Origin of the sequence: Leclercia sp. LSNIH3, from assembly GCF_002935105.1 — a bacterium.
Classification (GTDB): domain Bacteria; phylum Pseudomonadota; class Gammaproteobacteria; order Enterobacterales; family Enterobacteriaceae; genus Enterobacter; species Enterobacter adecarboxylatus.
This window is the reverse complement of the sequence record NZ_CP026387.1, coordinates 1,467,989-1,482,368: the sequence shown is the minus strand read 5'-3', so window position 1 is coordinate 1,482,368 and position 14,380 is coordinate 1,467,989. Positions and strand designations below refer to the sequence as shown.

General features: G+C 48.1%; 18 protein-coding genes. 10 read left to right on the top strand and 8 right to left on the bottom strand.

The features are described 5' to 3' along the window. Positions 1–6: 6 nt before the first annotated feature. Both arsB and arsC read left to right on the top strand, forming a co-directional pair. On the top strand, positions 7–1,296 hold the full coding sequence (arsB, locus tag C3F35_RS07220) for an arsenite efflux transporter membrane subunit ArsB (RefSeq protein ID WP_103791780.1): 1,290 nt from the start codon (positions 7–9) through the stop codon (positions 1,294–1,296). A gap of 12 nt (positions 1,297–1,308) precedes the next feature. Further along, positions 1,309–1,734 carry a glutaredoxin-dependent arsenate reductase gene (arsC, locus tag C3F35_RS07215; protein ID WP_000065761.1) on the top strand — a complete coding sequence of 142 codons (426 nt, stop codon included), beginning with the start codon at positions 1,309–1,311 and terminating at the stop codon, positions 1,732–1,734. A 30-nt stretch (positions 1,735–1,764) separates the two neighbouring features. On the opposite strand, the gene arsA is transcribed toward arsC, so the two are convergent. The 8 genes from arsA to C3F35_RS07170 all read right to left on the bottom strand — a co-directional run bounded on the left by arsA (position 1,765) and on the right by C3F35_RS07170 (position 8,785). After that, positions 1,765–3,522: an arsenical pump-driving ATPase gene (gene arsA / locus C3F35_RS07210; protein ID WP_103791781.1), complete on the bottom strand. Its 1,758-nt coding sequence runs from the start codon at positions 3,520–3,522 to the stop codon at positions 1,765–1,767. A gap of 20 nt (positions 3,523–3,542) precedes the next feature. Further along, positions 3,543–3,905: an arsenic metallochaperone ArsD family protein gene (locus tag C3F35_RS07205; protein ID WP_103791782.1), complete on the bottom strand. Its 363-nt coding sequence runs from the start codon at positions 3,903–3,905 to the stop codon at positions 3,543–3,545. A 75-nt stretch (positions 3,906–3,980) separates the two neighbouring features. Continuing rightward, positions 3,981–4,526 carry a sigma-70 family RNA polymerase sigma factor gene (locus C3F35_RS07200; RefSeq protein WP_103791783.1) on the bottom strand — a complete coding sequence of 182 codons (546 nt, stop codon included), beginning with the start codon at positions 4,524–4,526 and terminating at the stop codon, positions 3,981–3,983. Between the two features lie 8 nt (positions 4,527–4,534). Then, the gene (gene arsH / locus C3F35_RS07195) at positions 4,535–5,248 is read right to left on the bottom strand and encodes an arsenical resistance protein ArsH (RefSeq protein ID WP_103791784.1); all 714 of its coding nucleotides are present in this window, start codon (positions 5,246–5,248) and stop codon (positions 4,535–4,537) included. A gap of 1 nt (position 5,249) precedes the next feature. Next, a complete protein-coding gene (locus tag C3F35_RS07190; RefSeq protein ID WP_103792020.1) occupies positions 5,250–5,573 on the bottom strand; it encodes an ArsR/SmtB family transcription factor in 324 nt (107 codons plus the stop codon). A 564-nt stretch (positions 5,574–6,137) separates the two neighbouring features. Next, a complete protein-coding gene (locus tag C3F35_RS07180) occupies positions 6,138–6,716 on the bottom strand; it encodes a rolling circle replication-associated protein (protein ID WP_103791785.1) in 579 nt (192 codons plus the stop codon). 277 nt (positions 6,717–6,993) lie between these two features. Next, entirely contained in the window at positions 6,994–7,233 is a 240-nt protein-coding gene (locus C3F35_RS07175) for a helix-turn-helix transcriptional regulator (protein ID WP_004129359.1), read from the bottom strand. Between the two features lie 400 nt (positions 7,234–7,633). Further along, positions 7,634–8,785, bottom strand: a complete 1,152-nt coding sequence (locus C3F35_RS07170; RefSeq protein WP_146054025.1) for a hypothetical protein — start codon at positions 8,783–8,785, stop codon at positions 7,634–7,636. Between the two features lie 97 nt (positions 8,786–8,882). Between C3F35_RS07170 and C3F35_RS07165 the strand changes: the two genes are divergently transcribed. The 8 genes from C3F35_RS07165 to catA all read left to right on the top strand — a co-directional run bounded on the left by C3F35_RS07165 (position 8,883) and on the right by catA (position 14,323). After that, positions 8,883–9,776 carry a GTPase family protein gene (locus C3F35_RS07165; RefSeq protein ID WP_103791787.1) on the top strand — a complete coding sequence of 298 codons (894 nt, stop codon included), beginning with the start codon at positions 8,883–8,885 and terminating at the stop codon, positions 9,774–9,776. A gap of 284 nt (positions 9,777–10,060) precedes the next feature. Continuing rightward, complete coding sequence (locus C3F35_RS07160) at positions 10,061–10,738, top strand: hypothetical protein (RefSeq protein ID WP_103791788.1); 678 nt, start codon at positions 10,061–10,063, stop codon at positions 10,736–10,738. A 94-nt stretch (positions 10,739–10,832) separates the two neighbouring features. Continuing rightward, the gene (locus C3F35_RS07155) at positions 10,833–11,654 is read left to right on the top strand and encodes a DUF932 domain-containing protein (protein WP_180249422.1); all 822 of its coding nucleotides are present in this window, start codon (positions 10,833–10,835) and stop codon (positions 11,652–11,654) included. 70 nt (positions 11,655–11,724) lie between these two features. Further along, positions 11,725–12,198, top strand: coding sequence for a RadC family protein (gene radC / locus C3F35_RS07150; RefSeq protein ID WP_103791790.1), 474 nt, complete (start codon positions 11,725–11,727; stop codon positions 12,196–12,198). Between the two features lie 15 nt (positions 12,199–12,213). Beyond that, positions 12,214–12,435 carry a DUF987 domain-containing protein gene (locus C3F35_RS07145; RefSeq protein WP_103791791.1) on the top strand — a complete coding sequence of 74 codons (222 nt, stop codon included), beginning with the start codon at positions 12,214–12,216 and terminating at the stop codon, positions 12,433–12,435. A gap of 20 nt (positions 12,436–12,455) precedes the next feature. Then, positions 12,456–12,806 carry a type IV toxin-antitoxin system YeeU family antitoxin gene (locus C3F35_RS07140; RefSeq protein ID WP_103791792.1) on the top strand — a complete coding sequence of 117 codons (351 nt, stop codon included), beginning with the start codon at positions 12,456–12,458 and terminating at the stop codon, positions 12,804–12,806. Between the two features lie 34 nt (positions 12,807–12,840). Further along, positions 12,841–13,209: a TA system toxin CbtA family protein gene (locus C3F35_RS07135; RefSeq protein ID WP_085551900.1), complete on the top strand. Its 369-nt coding sequence runs from the start codon at positions 12,841–12,843 to the stop codon at positions 13,207–13,209. A gap of 436 nt (positions 13,210–13,645) precedes the next feature. Further along, on the top strand, positions 13,646–14,323 hold the full coding sequence (gene catA, locus C3F35_RS07125; protein ID WP_059308672.1) for a type A chloramphenicol O-acetyltransferase: 678 nt from the start codon (positions 13,646–13,648) through the stop codon (positions 14,321–14,323). Positions 14,324–14,380 lie beyond the last annotated feature (57 nt).

Sequence of the window (14,380 nt, the reverse complement as noted above, 5' to 3'; positions counted from 1 at the left end):
GGATGTATGTTACTGGCAGGTGCTATTTTTGTCCTGACCATTGTCCTGGTTATCTGGCAACCGAAGGGATTAGGGATTGGCTGGAGTGCGACGCTTGGCGCGGTACTGGCTTTGATTTCAGGCGTTGTTAATTTAGGTGATATCCCGGTGGTGTGGAATATCGTCTGGAACGCGACGGCAACGTTTATTGCCGTGATTATCATCAGTCTGCTTCTCGATGAATCCGGCTTTTTCGAATGGGCGGCATTGCATGTTTCACGCTGGGGTAACGGTCGTGGTCGTTTACTCTTTACGTATATCGTTCTGCTCGGCGCAGCGGTCGCGGCACTGTTTGCCAACGACGGCGCAGCGTTAATCCTGACACCAATCGTTATTGCCATGCTGCTGGCATTAGGATTCAGCAAAGGTACCACGCTGGCATTCGTCATGGCCGCCGGGTTTATTGCTGATACGGCCAGCCTGCCGCTTATCGTGTCGAACCTGGTTAACATCGTTTCTGCAGATTTCTTTGGTCTGGGTTTCACTGAGTATGCGTCGGTCATGGTGCCGGTTGATATTGCCGCTATTATCGCCACGCTGGTGATGCTGCATCTGTTCTTCCGCAAAGATATTCCGCCGACTTACGACCTGGCTCTCCTGAAAGCACCTGCAAAAGCGATTAAAGATCTGGCAACCTTCAGAACCGGATGGATAGTGTTGATCCTTCTTCTGGTTGGCTTTTTCGTCCTTGAGCCGGTGGGTATCCCGGTCAGCGCGATTGCTGCTGTAGGAGCTGTCATTCTGTTTGCGGTGGCGAAACGAGGCCATGCCATTAACACTGGTAAAGTGCTTCGCGGTGCGCCATGGCAGATCGTCATCTTCTCATTGGGGATGTACCTGGTGGTCTACGGTCTGCGCAACGCTGGGCTAACCGAATACCTTTCAGGTGTGCTGAACGTACTGGCGGATAAAGGACTCTGGGTTGCGACGCTTGGTACTGGCTTCCTGACGGCTTTCCTGTCTTCCATCATGAACAACATGCCTACCGTGCTGGTTGGCGCTCTCTCTATTGATGGCAGCACCGCAACAGGCGTTATCAAAGAAGCGATGATCTACGCCAACGTGATTGGCTGCGATCTGGGCCCGAAAATTACACCTATTGGTAGCCTGGCAACGCTGCTCTGGCTGCATGTCCTTTCACAGAAGAATATGACCATCACCTGGGGATACTATTTCCGCACCGGGATCGTCATGACTCTGCCTGTGCTGTTTGTAACGCTGGCAGCGCTGGCGCTACGTCTCTCTTTCACTTTGTAATGAGATACTGATATGAGCAACATCACTATTTATCACAACCCGGCCTGCGGCACGTCACGTAACACGCTGGAGATGATCCGCAACAGCGGTAATGAGCCGACCGTTATTCTTTACCTTGAGACCCCACCTTCACGCGATGAGCTGGTCAAACTCATTGCAGATATGGGCATTTCCGTCCGGGCTTTGCTGCGTAAGAACGTCGAACCGTATGAGGAACTGGGTCTTGCAGATGATAAATTTACTGACGACCAGCTAATCGATTTTATGTTGCAACATCCGATCCTGATTAACCGTCCGATTGTAGTGACGCCACTGGGAACTAAACTTTGCCGTCCTTCTGAAGTCGTTCTGGATATCCTGCCAGAATCTCAGAAAGGGGCTTTCACCAAAGAAGATGGTGAAAAAGTCGTTAATGATGCAGGTAAAAGACTGAAATAAAAATGAAGGGGGCATTTGCCCCCTTCATGGTTACTTAGCCATTTCTTTCAGTAGGTCAATACCTACCGGCTCTTCGCTCTGTAACGCAGTTAATGCAATACGCTTTGCATACTGCTCTTCCACATCAGAGATGAGAGGCAACTCGCGGTTCGCCCTGGTCTTCAGGAAAGGTGAAGACGGTTCAGCTGCCGCCAGGCTGTTATTAACAACCCATGCCCACGGCTCGATGCCAGCGCGACGCAAATCATGCTGCAAGTTTGCCGCTTCCAGTACCGGTGTCGTTTCGGCAAGCGTCACGATAATAACCTTTGTCTTCTCCGGGTCCTGCAATTGCATCATTGGCGTCATCACATGGTCATGTGTTTGCCCCATCTGACGCACCATTTCCCGGTGATAGGCTCCTGTTGCATCCAGTAGCAGAAGTGTGTGACCCGTTGGCGCGGTGTCCATAATGACAAAATGATCGTCTGCCTCTTTGATGATCCGCGAGAATGCCTGGAAGACGGCGATCTCTTCAGTACATGGCGAGCGGAGATCTTCCTCCAGCACTGCTAGTCCCTCAGCGTCTAATCCTTTGCCCTGATTTTCCAGCACAAAGCGGCGATAGCGCTCTGTCTCCACCTTCGGATCGATACGGCTGACCTGAAGATTTGGCAGCGAGCCATCCAGAGTGTAAGACAGATGTGCCGCCGGATCGGATGTGGTCAGGTGGACCTTGTGACCACGCTTAGCCAGCGATACCGCTACCGATGCCGCTACGGTCGTTTTACCCACTCCGCCTTTACCCATCGTCATGACCAGCCCTTTGCCTGTCTGGCTGAGTTCATCTACCAGTGAGGCAAGTTTCGGTAAATCCAAAGTATTCAGCGTGGTAGCAGGGAGCGGCAGCGAGGCTTTGTTCTCCGTAAATAACTGACGCAGGGCTTCCAGACCGACCAGATTAAATGGCTTCAGATACAGCTGCGAGCGGGGAAGGTTCGCCAGGTTCTCTGGCATTGCCTGTAATGCTTTTTCTTCTCGAGCCAGAATACTTTGCGCGAGTGGATCATTTTCACCCGCAAACGGCGGCAGCACGCCATTAATGGCAAGGTGTTGATGCTGCAAACCGATAGCAGAAAGCTCATCGTGCGTATGAGAGACTTCTTTCAGTGTTGAAGCCTGGGCTCGGGCAACCAGAACCAAGCGCGTGAGAGCTGCATCAGACAGCGCCTTAACCGCGTCTGAGTACTGGTGCTGTTGTTTCTCCAGCCCCACCAGCGGCCCGAGGTTAGCGGCGGCATCAGGGTTCGCTTCGAGATAACCGCTCCAGGCCCCCGGCAACTCAAGCATACGGATGGTATGACCGGTTGGCGCAGTATCAAATACGATATGGTCATACTTTTCCCGCAACTCATGGTTGGTAAGAAGACCAGTAAACTCATCAAATGCCGCGATTTCCGTAGTGCATGAACCGGAGAGCTGTTCTTCAATGCTGCTGACCACATCGGCTGGCATCAGCCCGCGAACCGGGTCGAGTACTCGGTCACGATAAGCCTGTGCTGCAGCCATCGGATCAACTTCCATCGCGGCAAGATTTTCTACGGTACTGATATCTGTGATTCGGTGGCCGATAGTCTGGCTAAAGACTTGGCCGACATTGGAAGCCGGATCGGTACTCACCAGAAGCGTTCTCTTACCCTGATCGGCCAGCCATACCGCAGTAGCACAGGCCAGGGATGTTTTACCCACGCCACCTTTGCCAGTGAAGAAGATGAACGGGGGAATGTCTTTTAAAAATGGCATATTCATCAGTGATCGCTCCTCTGGAATTAAGGCATACGTGGAATGCTGCAGCAGCGTGGTTGCGTGCTGTCTTCACTCCAGTCCTGACTAAGCGGAATACCTACCCAACGGGCGATATCTTCACGAGTCGGCAGTTTGCCTGCCATCACCAGCTTGCCGTCGAGCAAGGTGACAGGGAGAGACTCCATCCCTGATGTGTTCAGAAACTCTTTCATGACCGGCGAATTCAGGAACTGCTGCGGGTTCTTCGCAAGGCTGTAGCGCTGTATATCAACGCCATTCTTTTTCGCCCATTCGGCGCTGGCGTTCCATTTGACGGCTTCGTCACTGACTACAACGCTGCTGGTTGCACAGCAGCCTGCTGCTTCAAAGATCTCAATTTTTGACATGGACTGTTTACCTCAGTGTTTAGTCATTTGGCTTTACACTGAGGTAAACGAAGGTGGTGGGGAAAAGATGCGCGATTAATTCATTTTTTTGTGGCAGCAGACGGAAGACGTGTCATCCGCCTCAATCTGACAAAGTTCTGTCATCGTCTCTTTCAGGTGTTTTCTGGCCCGAAGTAGTCGGGATTTAAACGCCGTAAGCGTGATTCCCAGTTCATCGGCCAGGGACTGCTGGGGACGCCGGTTAAGGTCGGATTCTTCAATCAACCACCGCTCATCTTCAGGTAATGCCTGCAATGTTTCAGGCAGGCAAATATCCAGCGTTGAGATTGCATCAGGGGATGCATCAGTTAATGGGGCATCATCTTCCAGCTCAACGAATTCCCTGGTGGTGCGGTACTCATCAATCAGCAGATTCCTCGCCGCCCGATACAGCCAGGCTCGCGGATTCTCCATTTCGCAGAAACTGTCTGAATGAGCGCGGGCACGCAGGAATAGCTCTTGCAGAAGGTCTGCTGCTTTTTCGCTATCACCTGTCTTCGATGTCAGAAAGCGAGAGAGTTCGGCTTCATGTTGCCGCCAGAACAAGCTCATGCAGTTGTTGAATGCCGTTACATCACTCATACCAGCCCTCAAATTTTGCTCTGATTAACCCGCCGTGAAAGTTCTTCTGCAGACTCTTTTCGTTCGCTGTAGCGATCAACGAGATAGGCTGAGTTAGCTCGGGTCAGCAGAGTAAATTTCACCAGTTCTTCCATCACATCCACGATCCTGTCGTAATAAGACGACGGTTTCATTCGTCCATCTTCATCAAATTCCTGCCAGGCTTTTGCCACGGAGGACTGATTCGGGATGGTGATCATCCGCATCCAGCGGCCAAGAATCCGCATCTGGTTTACGGCATTGAAAGACTGAGAGCCACCGCAGACCTGCATTACGGCCAGCGTCTTACCCTGCGAAGGGCGAACTGCACCTTCTGATAACGGTATCCAATCAATCTGGGCCTTCATGATGCCGGTCATCGCACCATGGCGTTCAGGGGAACACCACACCATCCCTTCGGACCAACGAACCAGCTCGCGCAGTTCCATGACTTTAGGATGCGAGTCAGGTGCATCATCAGGAAGAGGCAAGCCAGAAGGATTGAAGATCCGCACGTCTGCACCCATTGCGGTCAGTAACCTTGCCGCTTCTTCCGTTGCCAGTCGGCTGTAGGAACGTTCGCGCACAGAGCCGTACAACATGAGGATACGTGGAGGATGAGGAACGGCAGGAACACCGAATCTTGCCTCTGTGATTGAGGTGTCGAACAAACCCGAATCAACATTCTTAAGATCACCTGTCATTTTACTTCTCCGTCTTCTGGTGCATGGTGAGGCAGTCGTCAGTCCCGGAGCAGCATTCTTCTGTCAGGAAGGCAATCAGAGCCTCAAGGTTTTCATATCGAGCATGGCAAAAGAGCGTTCTGCCCTGACGTTCCTGCCGTATCAGAGAAACTGATATCAACGAGGAAAGATGATGGCTCAGTGTAGAAGCTGGGATTTCGAGCCGCTTCTGCAGTTCACCAACCGGTAACCCTTTATGTCCGGCTTTAACCAGCTCCCTGTACACGCTTAGTCGTGTAGAATGACCCAGCTCTTTCAGGGTGTCTGCTGCTTTTGAAAGATTCATAAGGTTCATATTTCTATATTTCCAGAATTATAGAAATAATAACTTATTTTCCCAGGAAACCATAGTAAACATGTCTGAGAGTCGAGCTGGAGAAACGACTTAATCTGCAACGGAGGTTCCAGTGGTTACTATGTTTAGCCAGAGTTGAAGGGCTGTTCCACTGCTGGTATCGGCAGAGTTAGCCCTTTGGCAGTAGAGCGATGAGGCTGTACTTAACTGCTCAAGTGCTCTCAAACGCCAGCCACGCCGCTCGGCATCACTGCAACATCCAGCCAGGCTATCCCGGCAGACCCTTAGCCGGGTGATGTGTAAACGATATTCCGCCACTTTTACCGCGATTGTGTTCTATGGCTGTTTCATTTTTTGATTTCCCTTGTTTGACAGGTATGAGAAATACCCGACAGGTAAACTGTCGGGTATAAATGGAGTTGTGAATTGTTGATTCAGTAAAGGTCGGAACGTCAGGCTTCCAGGGGCAGGTTCAGTCACGACTGCGAGGACATTATTTATCGCCGTAATAACGGGGTTTGTACAGGATGCCGAGCCAGTTGCGTAGCCGTAGGATCAGGGGCCTGGCTTACGTGGACGCCCTGCCGCTGAGCGTGGAGGAACGTCATTACAGCCGTATGCACACAAACCTTCTTTTTGTTCTTCCTTAGCCAGATAGCTCAGAACATGACGGATATTGTTAATACTTTCCGGATCGTTATACCGAACAGGTATATTGATATTTCTAGAATACTGCGGCCGATATTCACATCGGTGCGATACGCCGTCCCGGTGCGTTATTTCCTCCCAAATTGTATTTGCTGTAAGGGCAAAGGGATAAGAATGCTGTGTTTTTTGTCTGTCCAGCCAGAATACGACATGCGCATGGTATCTATGTCGTTCAGTCCATTCGACAACCCAGAAATAGCCCACCACACCTTTCTCTTTTGTCATTTTCTCCATTAGTACACGCAAGTTATGTTCAAGTGTTTGGTGATTTAAGTGTGAATACCTGGCACTTTTCTTTTTGTAGAAAAAATCCATGCGTAATGCCAAAAGGCATGAGTATCTGTTTATCATTTCATCGATGTGTGCATTGAGAACTGAAGCCAGGAACCAGTCTTCATTAAAATTTCTATCTGAATTTTTGAGCATGATTATTCCACTGCTGATGATGAGAGAGGTCAGTGCAAGCACTAAGTTAATGATATTTCATGCAAGACTTTTCTTTAAGGCAATGCTGAGCTGATACTTAAATTAATTATTGCTTTAAAGACGAGACTGGTTGCTCCAATAGTATTTGCGAGGGTGTTTAAAAGAGACATTGACAGTAAGCGGTGAATATAAGAATAAATGAGAGTGAGTATAATTATATTAAAAAACCTATATTAAATTACGTAACCTCCTGTGTAAAACACCAACGCTAAAGGTTCTAACCTCGAGATGCTTGTATTCTATCCAGCATCCATTTTTCCACTTCGCTTTTTAGCCAGCGTGAACTGCGACCCAGTTTAATTGGTGCAGGGAACGCATTCTCTGAAATTAATCGGTAGAACCATTTGTCTGTCATGTTTGTATAGGCGGTGATGAACGTCATATCAACGAGCTGATCATTCAGTAAAGATGTGGTTGTCTGGGTGCTGGATGATATCGGATGAGTTTTGTTTGTCATGGTAATGCTCCCGCAATTTAGTGTGAGTTCGGGAGGCGATGTTTGGTACCCAGTGGTACCCTGGATATTCACCTCACACCATGGTACTCAACAGTAAAAAAATACAGTTAATATCTTTTATGCTCAGTATGCGCCCCTTTTTAAGGTGTACTTAAGAGAGTCCTGTCGAGCCGCCTGCAAGTAAATTTTAGACTGTGTAAAGCTATGTTGATTTTCCAGAAGTACCTCTCAAGGTTGAGATTCACAGCTCTGCGCGTTTAGCGAATAGCAAGCTATGTCATAGCGCTAACGAGGCTTTCACCGCCATGATCGATTTTTTTCGCGCATGCTGAAAAAACGAAACTTACAAGTGAGAATGACAATCGATATCAGATTTATTGATATTAGATGTCTTTAATTTTTAAATTCCAGGTTGGCACTCAAAAGGGAGTGTTTCTTTTTTGCCTGACGCCCATAGCAATATATTATCTTTGATTTTGATTACATCTTTATTAAAGAAGGAGTTGTAAAACTCTACTAATTCAGAATAAGAATCAAAATCCAACTCAAGCATCATGAAGATAATCATTACGGACCTGTACAAATGACCATTTTTATCAAACTTACTTGATAAAAATGAATAAACTTCGGGGGGGCCATTTCTTGCCATGTTAAAAATAACATGAATTGCTATTAACTCTAACGTAAAGGATTCATTTTTGTATTTTTTAGCGAGTTTTAACATCGAATCATTCACGCCAACGACATTCAGTCTTTTTAGTTCATTTAATAAGAGGCCAAATAATGGAGGGACATCGCCAGGGCTAAGATACGGTAGATTATTACTATATTGGTGAGGGTGTACAGATGTCTCAATTGTTAATTGGAGTAATTTTAATGCCACAACCCGTTCATCCTCTAACTCAATTAAAGATTTGTACAGGCTGAGTGGTTTTTTTACGTTAGTAGTCCCCCTGGAATTGCGGGTTTTTGCGAGTTGATTAATTACTTTGTTTTTTAAAGTAATAGGTGTAATAATGTTTTGTTGGTGTGAGGAATCTCCTGTCTTACCTGGGGAAGGAAGTTTATAAAGTTGCAATTTTAAATTCCCCTCGCCGCCACCAAGATAATTTATTGCATAAAGCGTGCTGTTTTTACAAAAATCAATCCAGGAGTAGATACTATACAGTTCCGTTACTTCATTTAATGAAACAGGAAGATCCGGCCCGATTCTTATACGGCGTACATAGCTTTCTGTGTTTCTCCAGGCCGGTGTTTTTCGTATTAATACAAGCTTCTCTCTGGCTTGTCTTATTAATCCAGCATTTTCAATCGAAGATATCTTTCTGACATATCCCCTCCTGCTATTGAATGCGCAATAGTAAATGCGCCCCTTCTTTAATCGTTTTATTTTACGAGGGATATATTTATTAATCCGATAAACAAGGTCTTTTTCCTTGCGCTCACTCAGTTCGCAGAAGCGCAAATAATGTTTTTTACAGAGCCTTTTACGTTTTGCTTCAGGTAATGGGGACACTAAACGATTGCAGTTTTTTCGTACACATTTAGCCATTTCATATTCCCTCATTCCAGAAAAATTTAAACCTATATTACTCCTTTGAACAGACGGTTAACCATTTTCCGGCGCTATTTTTTCACAGGAGTAAATTATGCCTCAAATCCCCGATCCGCAGGATACCAGTGATGCGGTGCGTACCTGTCTCAATCTCTTACCCCGGCAAGCTACTGAACGTATTCTGTCCCGCCTCAAGGAGGCGATTAACTATGAACCCCTGATAGGCATCATGGGCAAAAGTGGTGCGGGCAAGAGTTCATTATGCAACGCGCTTTTTCAGCAACCCGTCTGTCTGACCAGTGATTTGCTAGGCTGCACCCGGGAACCCCAGCGTCTGTTACTCACCGTTGGTGAGCGCAGCATGACACTGGTGGATTTGCCTGGGGTGGGCGAGACACCGGAATACGACGAGGAGTATCTGGCGCTCTATAAGGCGTTGCTGGTAGAGCTGGATTTGATTATCTGGGTACTGCGTGCCGATGACCGTGCTCGGGCAACGGATATCACGGCATACAGGGCACTGATGGAAGCCGGTGCCGACCCTTCACGTTTCCTGTTTGTACTGACTCAGGCCGACCGCATTCCACCCCTCAGGGATGGTGAGCCCTGGCAGGCATCACCTTCTTCTGAGCAATGCCTTTCACTGGCTTCAGTCAGTGCGCAGGTTGCCGGTCAGTTGCCGTCCTCTTTCCCGGTCATGGCTGTCTCTGCACATACCGGCTATAACCTGCCCGCCCTGGTGGAGTTGATGGTGCATGCCTTGCCCGTACAGGCCAGCAGTGCCGTGTATTGCCAGCTGAAACCAGAGCATCAGACCCCGGACACTGACGCCGCTGTACGGCAGCAGTTTGGTGAGGCAGCGGGTAAGGCTTTTGACACGGTGATTAATCCTGACCACCTGCCTTCTGTCTGGACTGCTCTGTTAAGGAGTCTCCGACAAAAATTAGTGCAACTTGCCACGACATTATGGGACCGAGTATTTGGCTGAAATCTGCCGCTTTACCCCTCAATTACCACATTCAAAAAACAGTATATTGATCTGTAAAAACGATCGATAATAGAATATCGATCGTTTTTATCTATTAAAATATCGATGTATAAGCCCCCTATTGATCGCTTTTACCTATCAAAGCAAAGGGATATTTCTTTCTCAAAAGTGTTCATGAGCACGACGAACAGGGACGTTGACGTGATGGTCCGGATACAAAGATGCATCAGGTTCTGTGTACCGCGTCCTCCGTTGCCGCTTCTGATTCATTAATAAGGTGACATATGAAAATTCAGACCGTGATTGCACTTGTTTTGTCAGCCATTTCGGTTTCTGCTCAGGCGGGTAACTGGGCTGTGAAAAACGGCTGGTGCCAGACGCTGACCGATAATGGTCAGGCGCTGGTGATGCTGAAAAACAACACCATTGGCATCTTTGGTCAGTTGCAGGGCTGCCCCAATGGCCCGCAGGAGCTGATAGGGAGTCGCATCAGTGTAAACGGCAATCTGGTACCCACATCTCAGTTGTGCAACCAGCAAACAGGATTTAAGGCCGTTGAGGTTGAAGGCGGACAGGCACCTGCAGCCGCCAGAGAGGCAATTGCTTCGATTGCAGGTCAGGAAACATCGACCCTTCAGGTCTTTGGTGCGCAACTGACATTCACCCGTGGGGACATGATGACGGTCTGCCCGAAATACGTATCTGCCCTTGCTGCCAGTGCCGGGAGTCGAGCGCCGGAGATTAACAAAGGCTCAGTCATGAAAGCGGCCAAAGAAGCGTACACGAAAGAGTATGACCGTGACACGGCTGAGGCCGCTGATTTTGGCAGCTATAAAGTGGAGGGAAATACTGTGGTTTATGAGGTCTACAATGCCGGGTATCGTACCTACGATAAGGTGGTGGTGACCGTTGGTGCTGATGGTAAGGCCACCGGTGCCAGGGTTGAATACATGGGGCAATAACGTCTTATCCGCCACGCCATTTTTAATGTTAAAGGCCATGTTCCTTCGGAGCGTGGCCTTTTCTTTTTATACCGATAAACACACAAAGGAGTGGATTATGCGATTAGTATCCCGCTTTGGTGCGGTGAACCTTGTTCGCCGTGACCGTCCCTTAACCCGTAATGAACTTGCTCACTATGTTCCCAGCGTGTTTAGTGAGGAAAAGCATGAATCGCGCAGCGAGCGCTATACCTGCATCCCGACCATCACTCTGTTGGATAACCTGCAGCGCGAAGGTTTTCAGCCGTTCTTTGCCTGCCAGACCCGTGTGCGTAACCCCGACAAGCGGGAACACACCAAACATATGCTACGTCTGCGCCGCGAAGGGCAGATTACCGGTAAACAGGTACCGGAAATAATCCTGCTTAACAGCCATGACGGTTCTAGTTCATACCAGATGCTGCCGGGACTGTTCCGATCGGTCTGTCAGAACGGACTGATTTGCGGCGAGAGCTTTGGAGAGGTGCGAGTGCCCCATAAGGGCAACGTGGTGGAAAAGGTTATCGAAGGGGCTTACGAGGTGCTTGGGGTGTTTGACAGGGTGGAGGAAAAACGCGACGCCATGCAGTCACTAATGCTTCCGCCACCAGCACAACAGGCACTGGCAAAAGCTGCACTGACATATCGCTTTGGCGAGGAGCATCAGCCTGTGACGGAATCACAGCTATTAGCCCCTCGTCGCTGGCAGGATGAGTCCGGAGATCTCTGGACAACTTATCAGCGTATTCAGGAGAACCTAATCAAAGGTGGTTTGAACGGTCGCAATGCAAAAGGAGGACGCACACATACCCGTGCAATTAAAGGTATCGATGGTGATGTGAAGCTGAACCGTGCGCTGTGGGTAATGGCTGAAAATATGCTGCAACTCGCCTCATGAACGAAATCTCCGTGTGTGTTTATAGCCCTGTAGCTGGTAGTTACGGGGCTTTTTCTTTTAAGGAGCCACCATGTCCGAACTGAATTTACCTTCGGTCTTCCCGATGAATGAGCAACGTACCATCCGTCGTGCCCTGCGATTACTGGAGAAATATCAGCGGCAGCCCAGTGAATCGTTCCTTGCCGCTAGCTTCGCGAAAAATTGGTTACAGCTTTATTTGGCAAAGCAGGAGCGCGAAGTCTTTGTTGTTATCTATCTCGATAATCAACATCGTCTGCTGAAGCATGAAACGCTCTTCCTCGGCACGATTAACCATACTGAAATCCATCCTCGCGAAATTGTGAAATCTGCACTGCGTCATAATGCCGCGGCGGTGATCATCGCCCATAACCACCCGTCAGGGATTACCGAAGCGAGTAAAGCTGACAGAGCCATTACCGCCAGGATTATAGAGGCGCTGGGTCTGGTCGATGTCCGGCTACTGGATCATTTCATCATAGGTGATGGTGACGCTTTGTCGTTTGCTGAACATGGATGGCTATAAGAAGAGGAAGGGCTAATGAAAATCATCAGTAAGCGTCGGGCGATGGCAATTTATCGTCTGCATCCTGAATCCCGATTGTTTCGCTTCTGTACCGGGAAATATCGCTGGTCCGGGAGCATCTGCCATTACTACGGTCGTGAAGTTCAGGATATCTATGGTGTTCTGGCTGTCTTTGCCGAGCGACGTCAGGACCGGAACGGACCTTATGTCTGTCTGCGCAGCGTCACTCTCAATTAACCTTATAAAAGGAGCTTCAGATGTCGAATAAGACACTGACAGTGAATGATGATACTGCTGAGCCCTGGTGGGGTTTAAGTCGTAACGTCATCCCTTGTTTTGGCGCACGTCTGGTTCAGGAAGGTACTCGCCTGCATTACCTGGCTGACCGCGCCAGCATAATAGGCCTATTCAATAAAGCAGATTTGCTCCGTCTTGACCAGGCATTTCCTGTTCTGCTGAAGCAGGCGGAGCTCATGCTTACCAGCGGCGAACTGAATCCCCGACACCAGCATTGCGTCACCCTCTATGCAAAGGGGCTGACCTGCGAAGCTGATACGCTGGGTTCCTGTGGTCACGTCTATATCTCCATTTATCCTACTCAACGCTAATTAACTTTAGAACTCACTTTTACGAGAACAACTCATGAATACTTTACCTGCAATAAACCAGCGGGCTGTTCAGACATGCTTATCACCCGTGGTTGTCTGGCAAATGCTGCTTGCTCGACTACTTGAGCAGCACTATGGCCTGACCTTAAATGACACGCCGTTCAGCGATGAGGCTGTTATTAAAAGACATATCGAAGCTGGTATCACGCTTGTCGATGCCGTTAATTTTTTGGTGGAGAAGTACGAATTGATCCGTATCGACCGCAGAGGATTTAGCTCACAGGGACAAGTGCCATATTTGACCGTGACAGATATCCTTCATGCCAGGAGAGCATGTGGATTAACGAACAGTTGTCCTTATCGGGAAGTAAGTAATATTGTTCTTGGCCGATCGCGGCAGTGAGGTGTACTTCAATAGCTGAGAAAATTTGTACGGTCTGTGAAGATATTAGTGGGATTAGCGACTCGATGAAAGGCTCATCGAGTCGCATGAAAAACAAGATGGGGGCACAAAAGGGGGCACTTATAAAGATGAAACAAGAAAAAACATATATTTATCAATGGTTATTCGCGGTGTGTTATGTTCCTATTATCGCACCATTCAAGCATTTCTTCACATTTTCCTGCATCAGCAAAAAATTCATTAGCCATTAATTTGCTCGAGCGCCTTTTATTCTATTAATTATCAAACAGTTAACATTCTCTTCCCTGCCGCAAAAGGTTGCGCTACTCTCACAAAAGCATTCGCTACCAAAATGGTTCGGGACTTGTATGCGTGTTTAATTGATGAAATAGCTCAGGCTACTCTCTGATAGATGATCGCTAATCAAAGGTAAAAAATGAAAACAACCACCCCAGCATATACCGTTGTGGACTTGTCTCGTTGGGCAAGGAAGGAGCATTTTGAGGTATTTCAGTCGTTTGCACAAAGTACGTTTAACCAGACGGTGCAATTAGACATTACGGCGCTGTTAAAGCATATCAAAGCGGTTGGCTGGAAATTTTACCCGACGATGATTTTCCTGATTGCTCACGTCGTAAACAGGCATACGGAATTCCGTATGGCGATGAAGAACAATGAGCTTGTGATATGGGATGAAGTCCATCCAAGCTATACCATCTTCCATAATGAAACGGAGACCTTTTCATCAATATGGAGTCCGTACGACGGCAATATTCAGCACTTCCAGAATGTTTATTCCGAAGACGTGGCACGCCATGGTAATAATCTTGCTTATTGGCCCAAGGGACAGTCGCCAGACAATATATTTTTCGTATCCGCTATTCCCTGGGTGAGTTTTACCAGTTTTGATATCAACGTCGCTCACATGCAGAACTTTTTTTCCCCTATGTTCACTTTTGGGAAATACTACGAGCAAGATGGAAAAGTATTATTGCCTTTCGCCCTTCAGGTGCATCATTCCGTGTGCGATGGTTTTCATGCGGCGAGGTTAATCAATGAGTTACAAGCGATGTGCGATGACATACAGCACTATTCTGAGGAACTCAGGGGTTGATACTCCATATTGAATGATAAGCCTTTCGGCCACTATCCTGCTGTAAAGGCGAATATC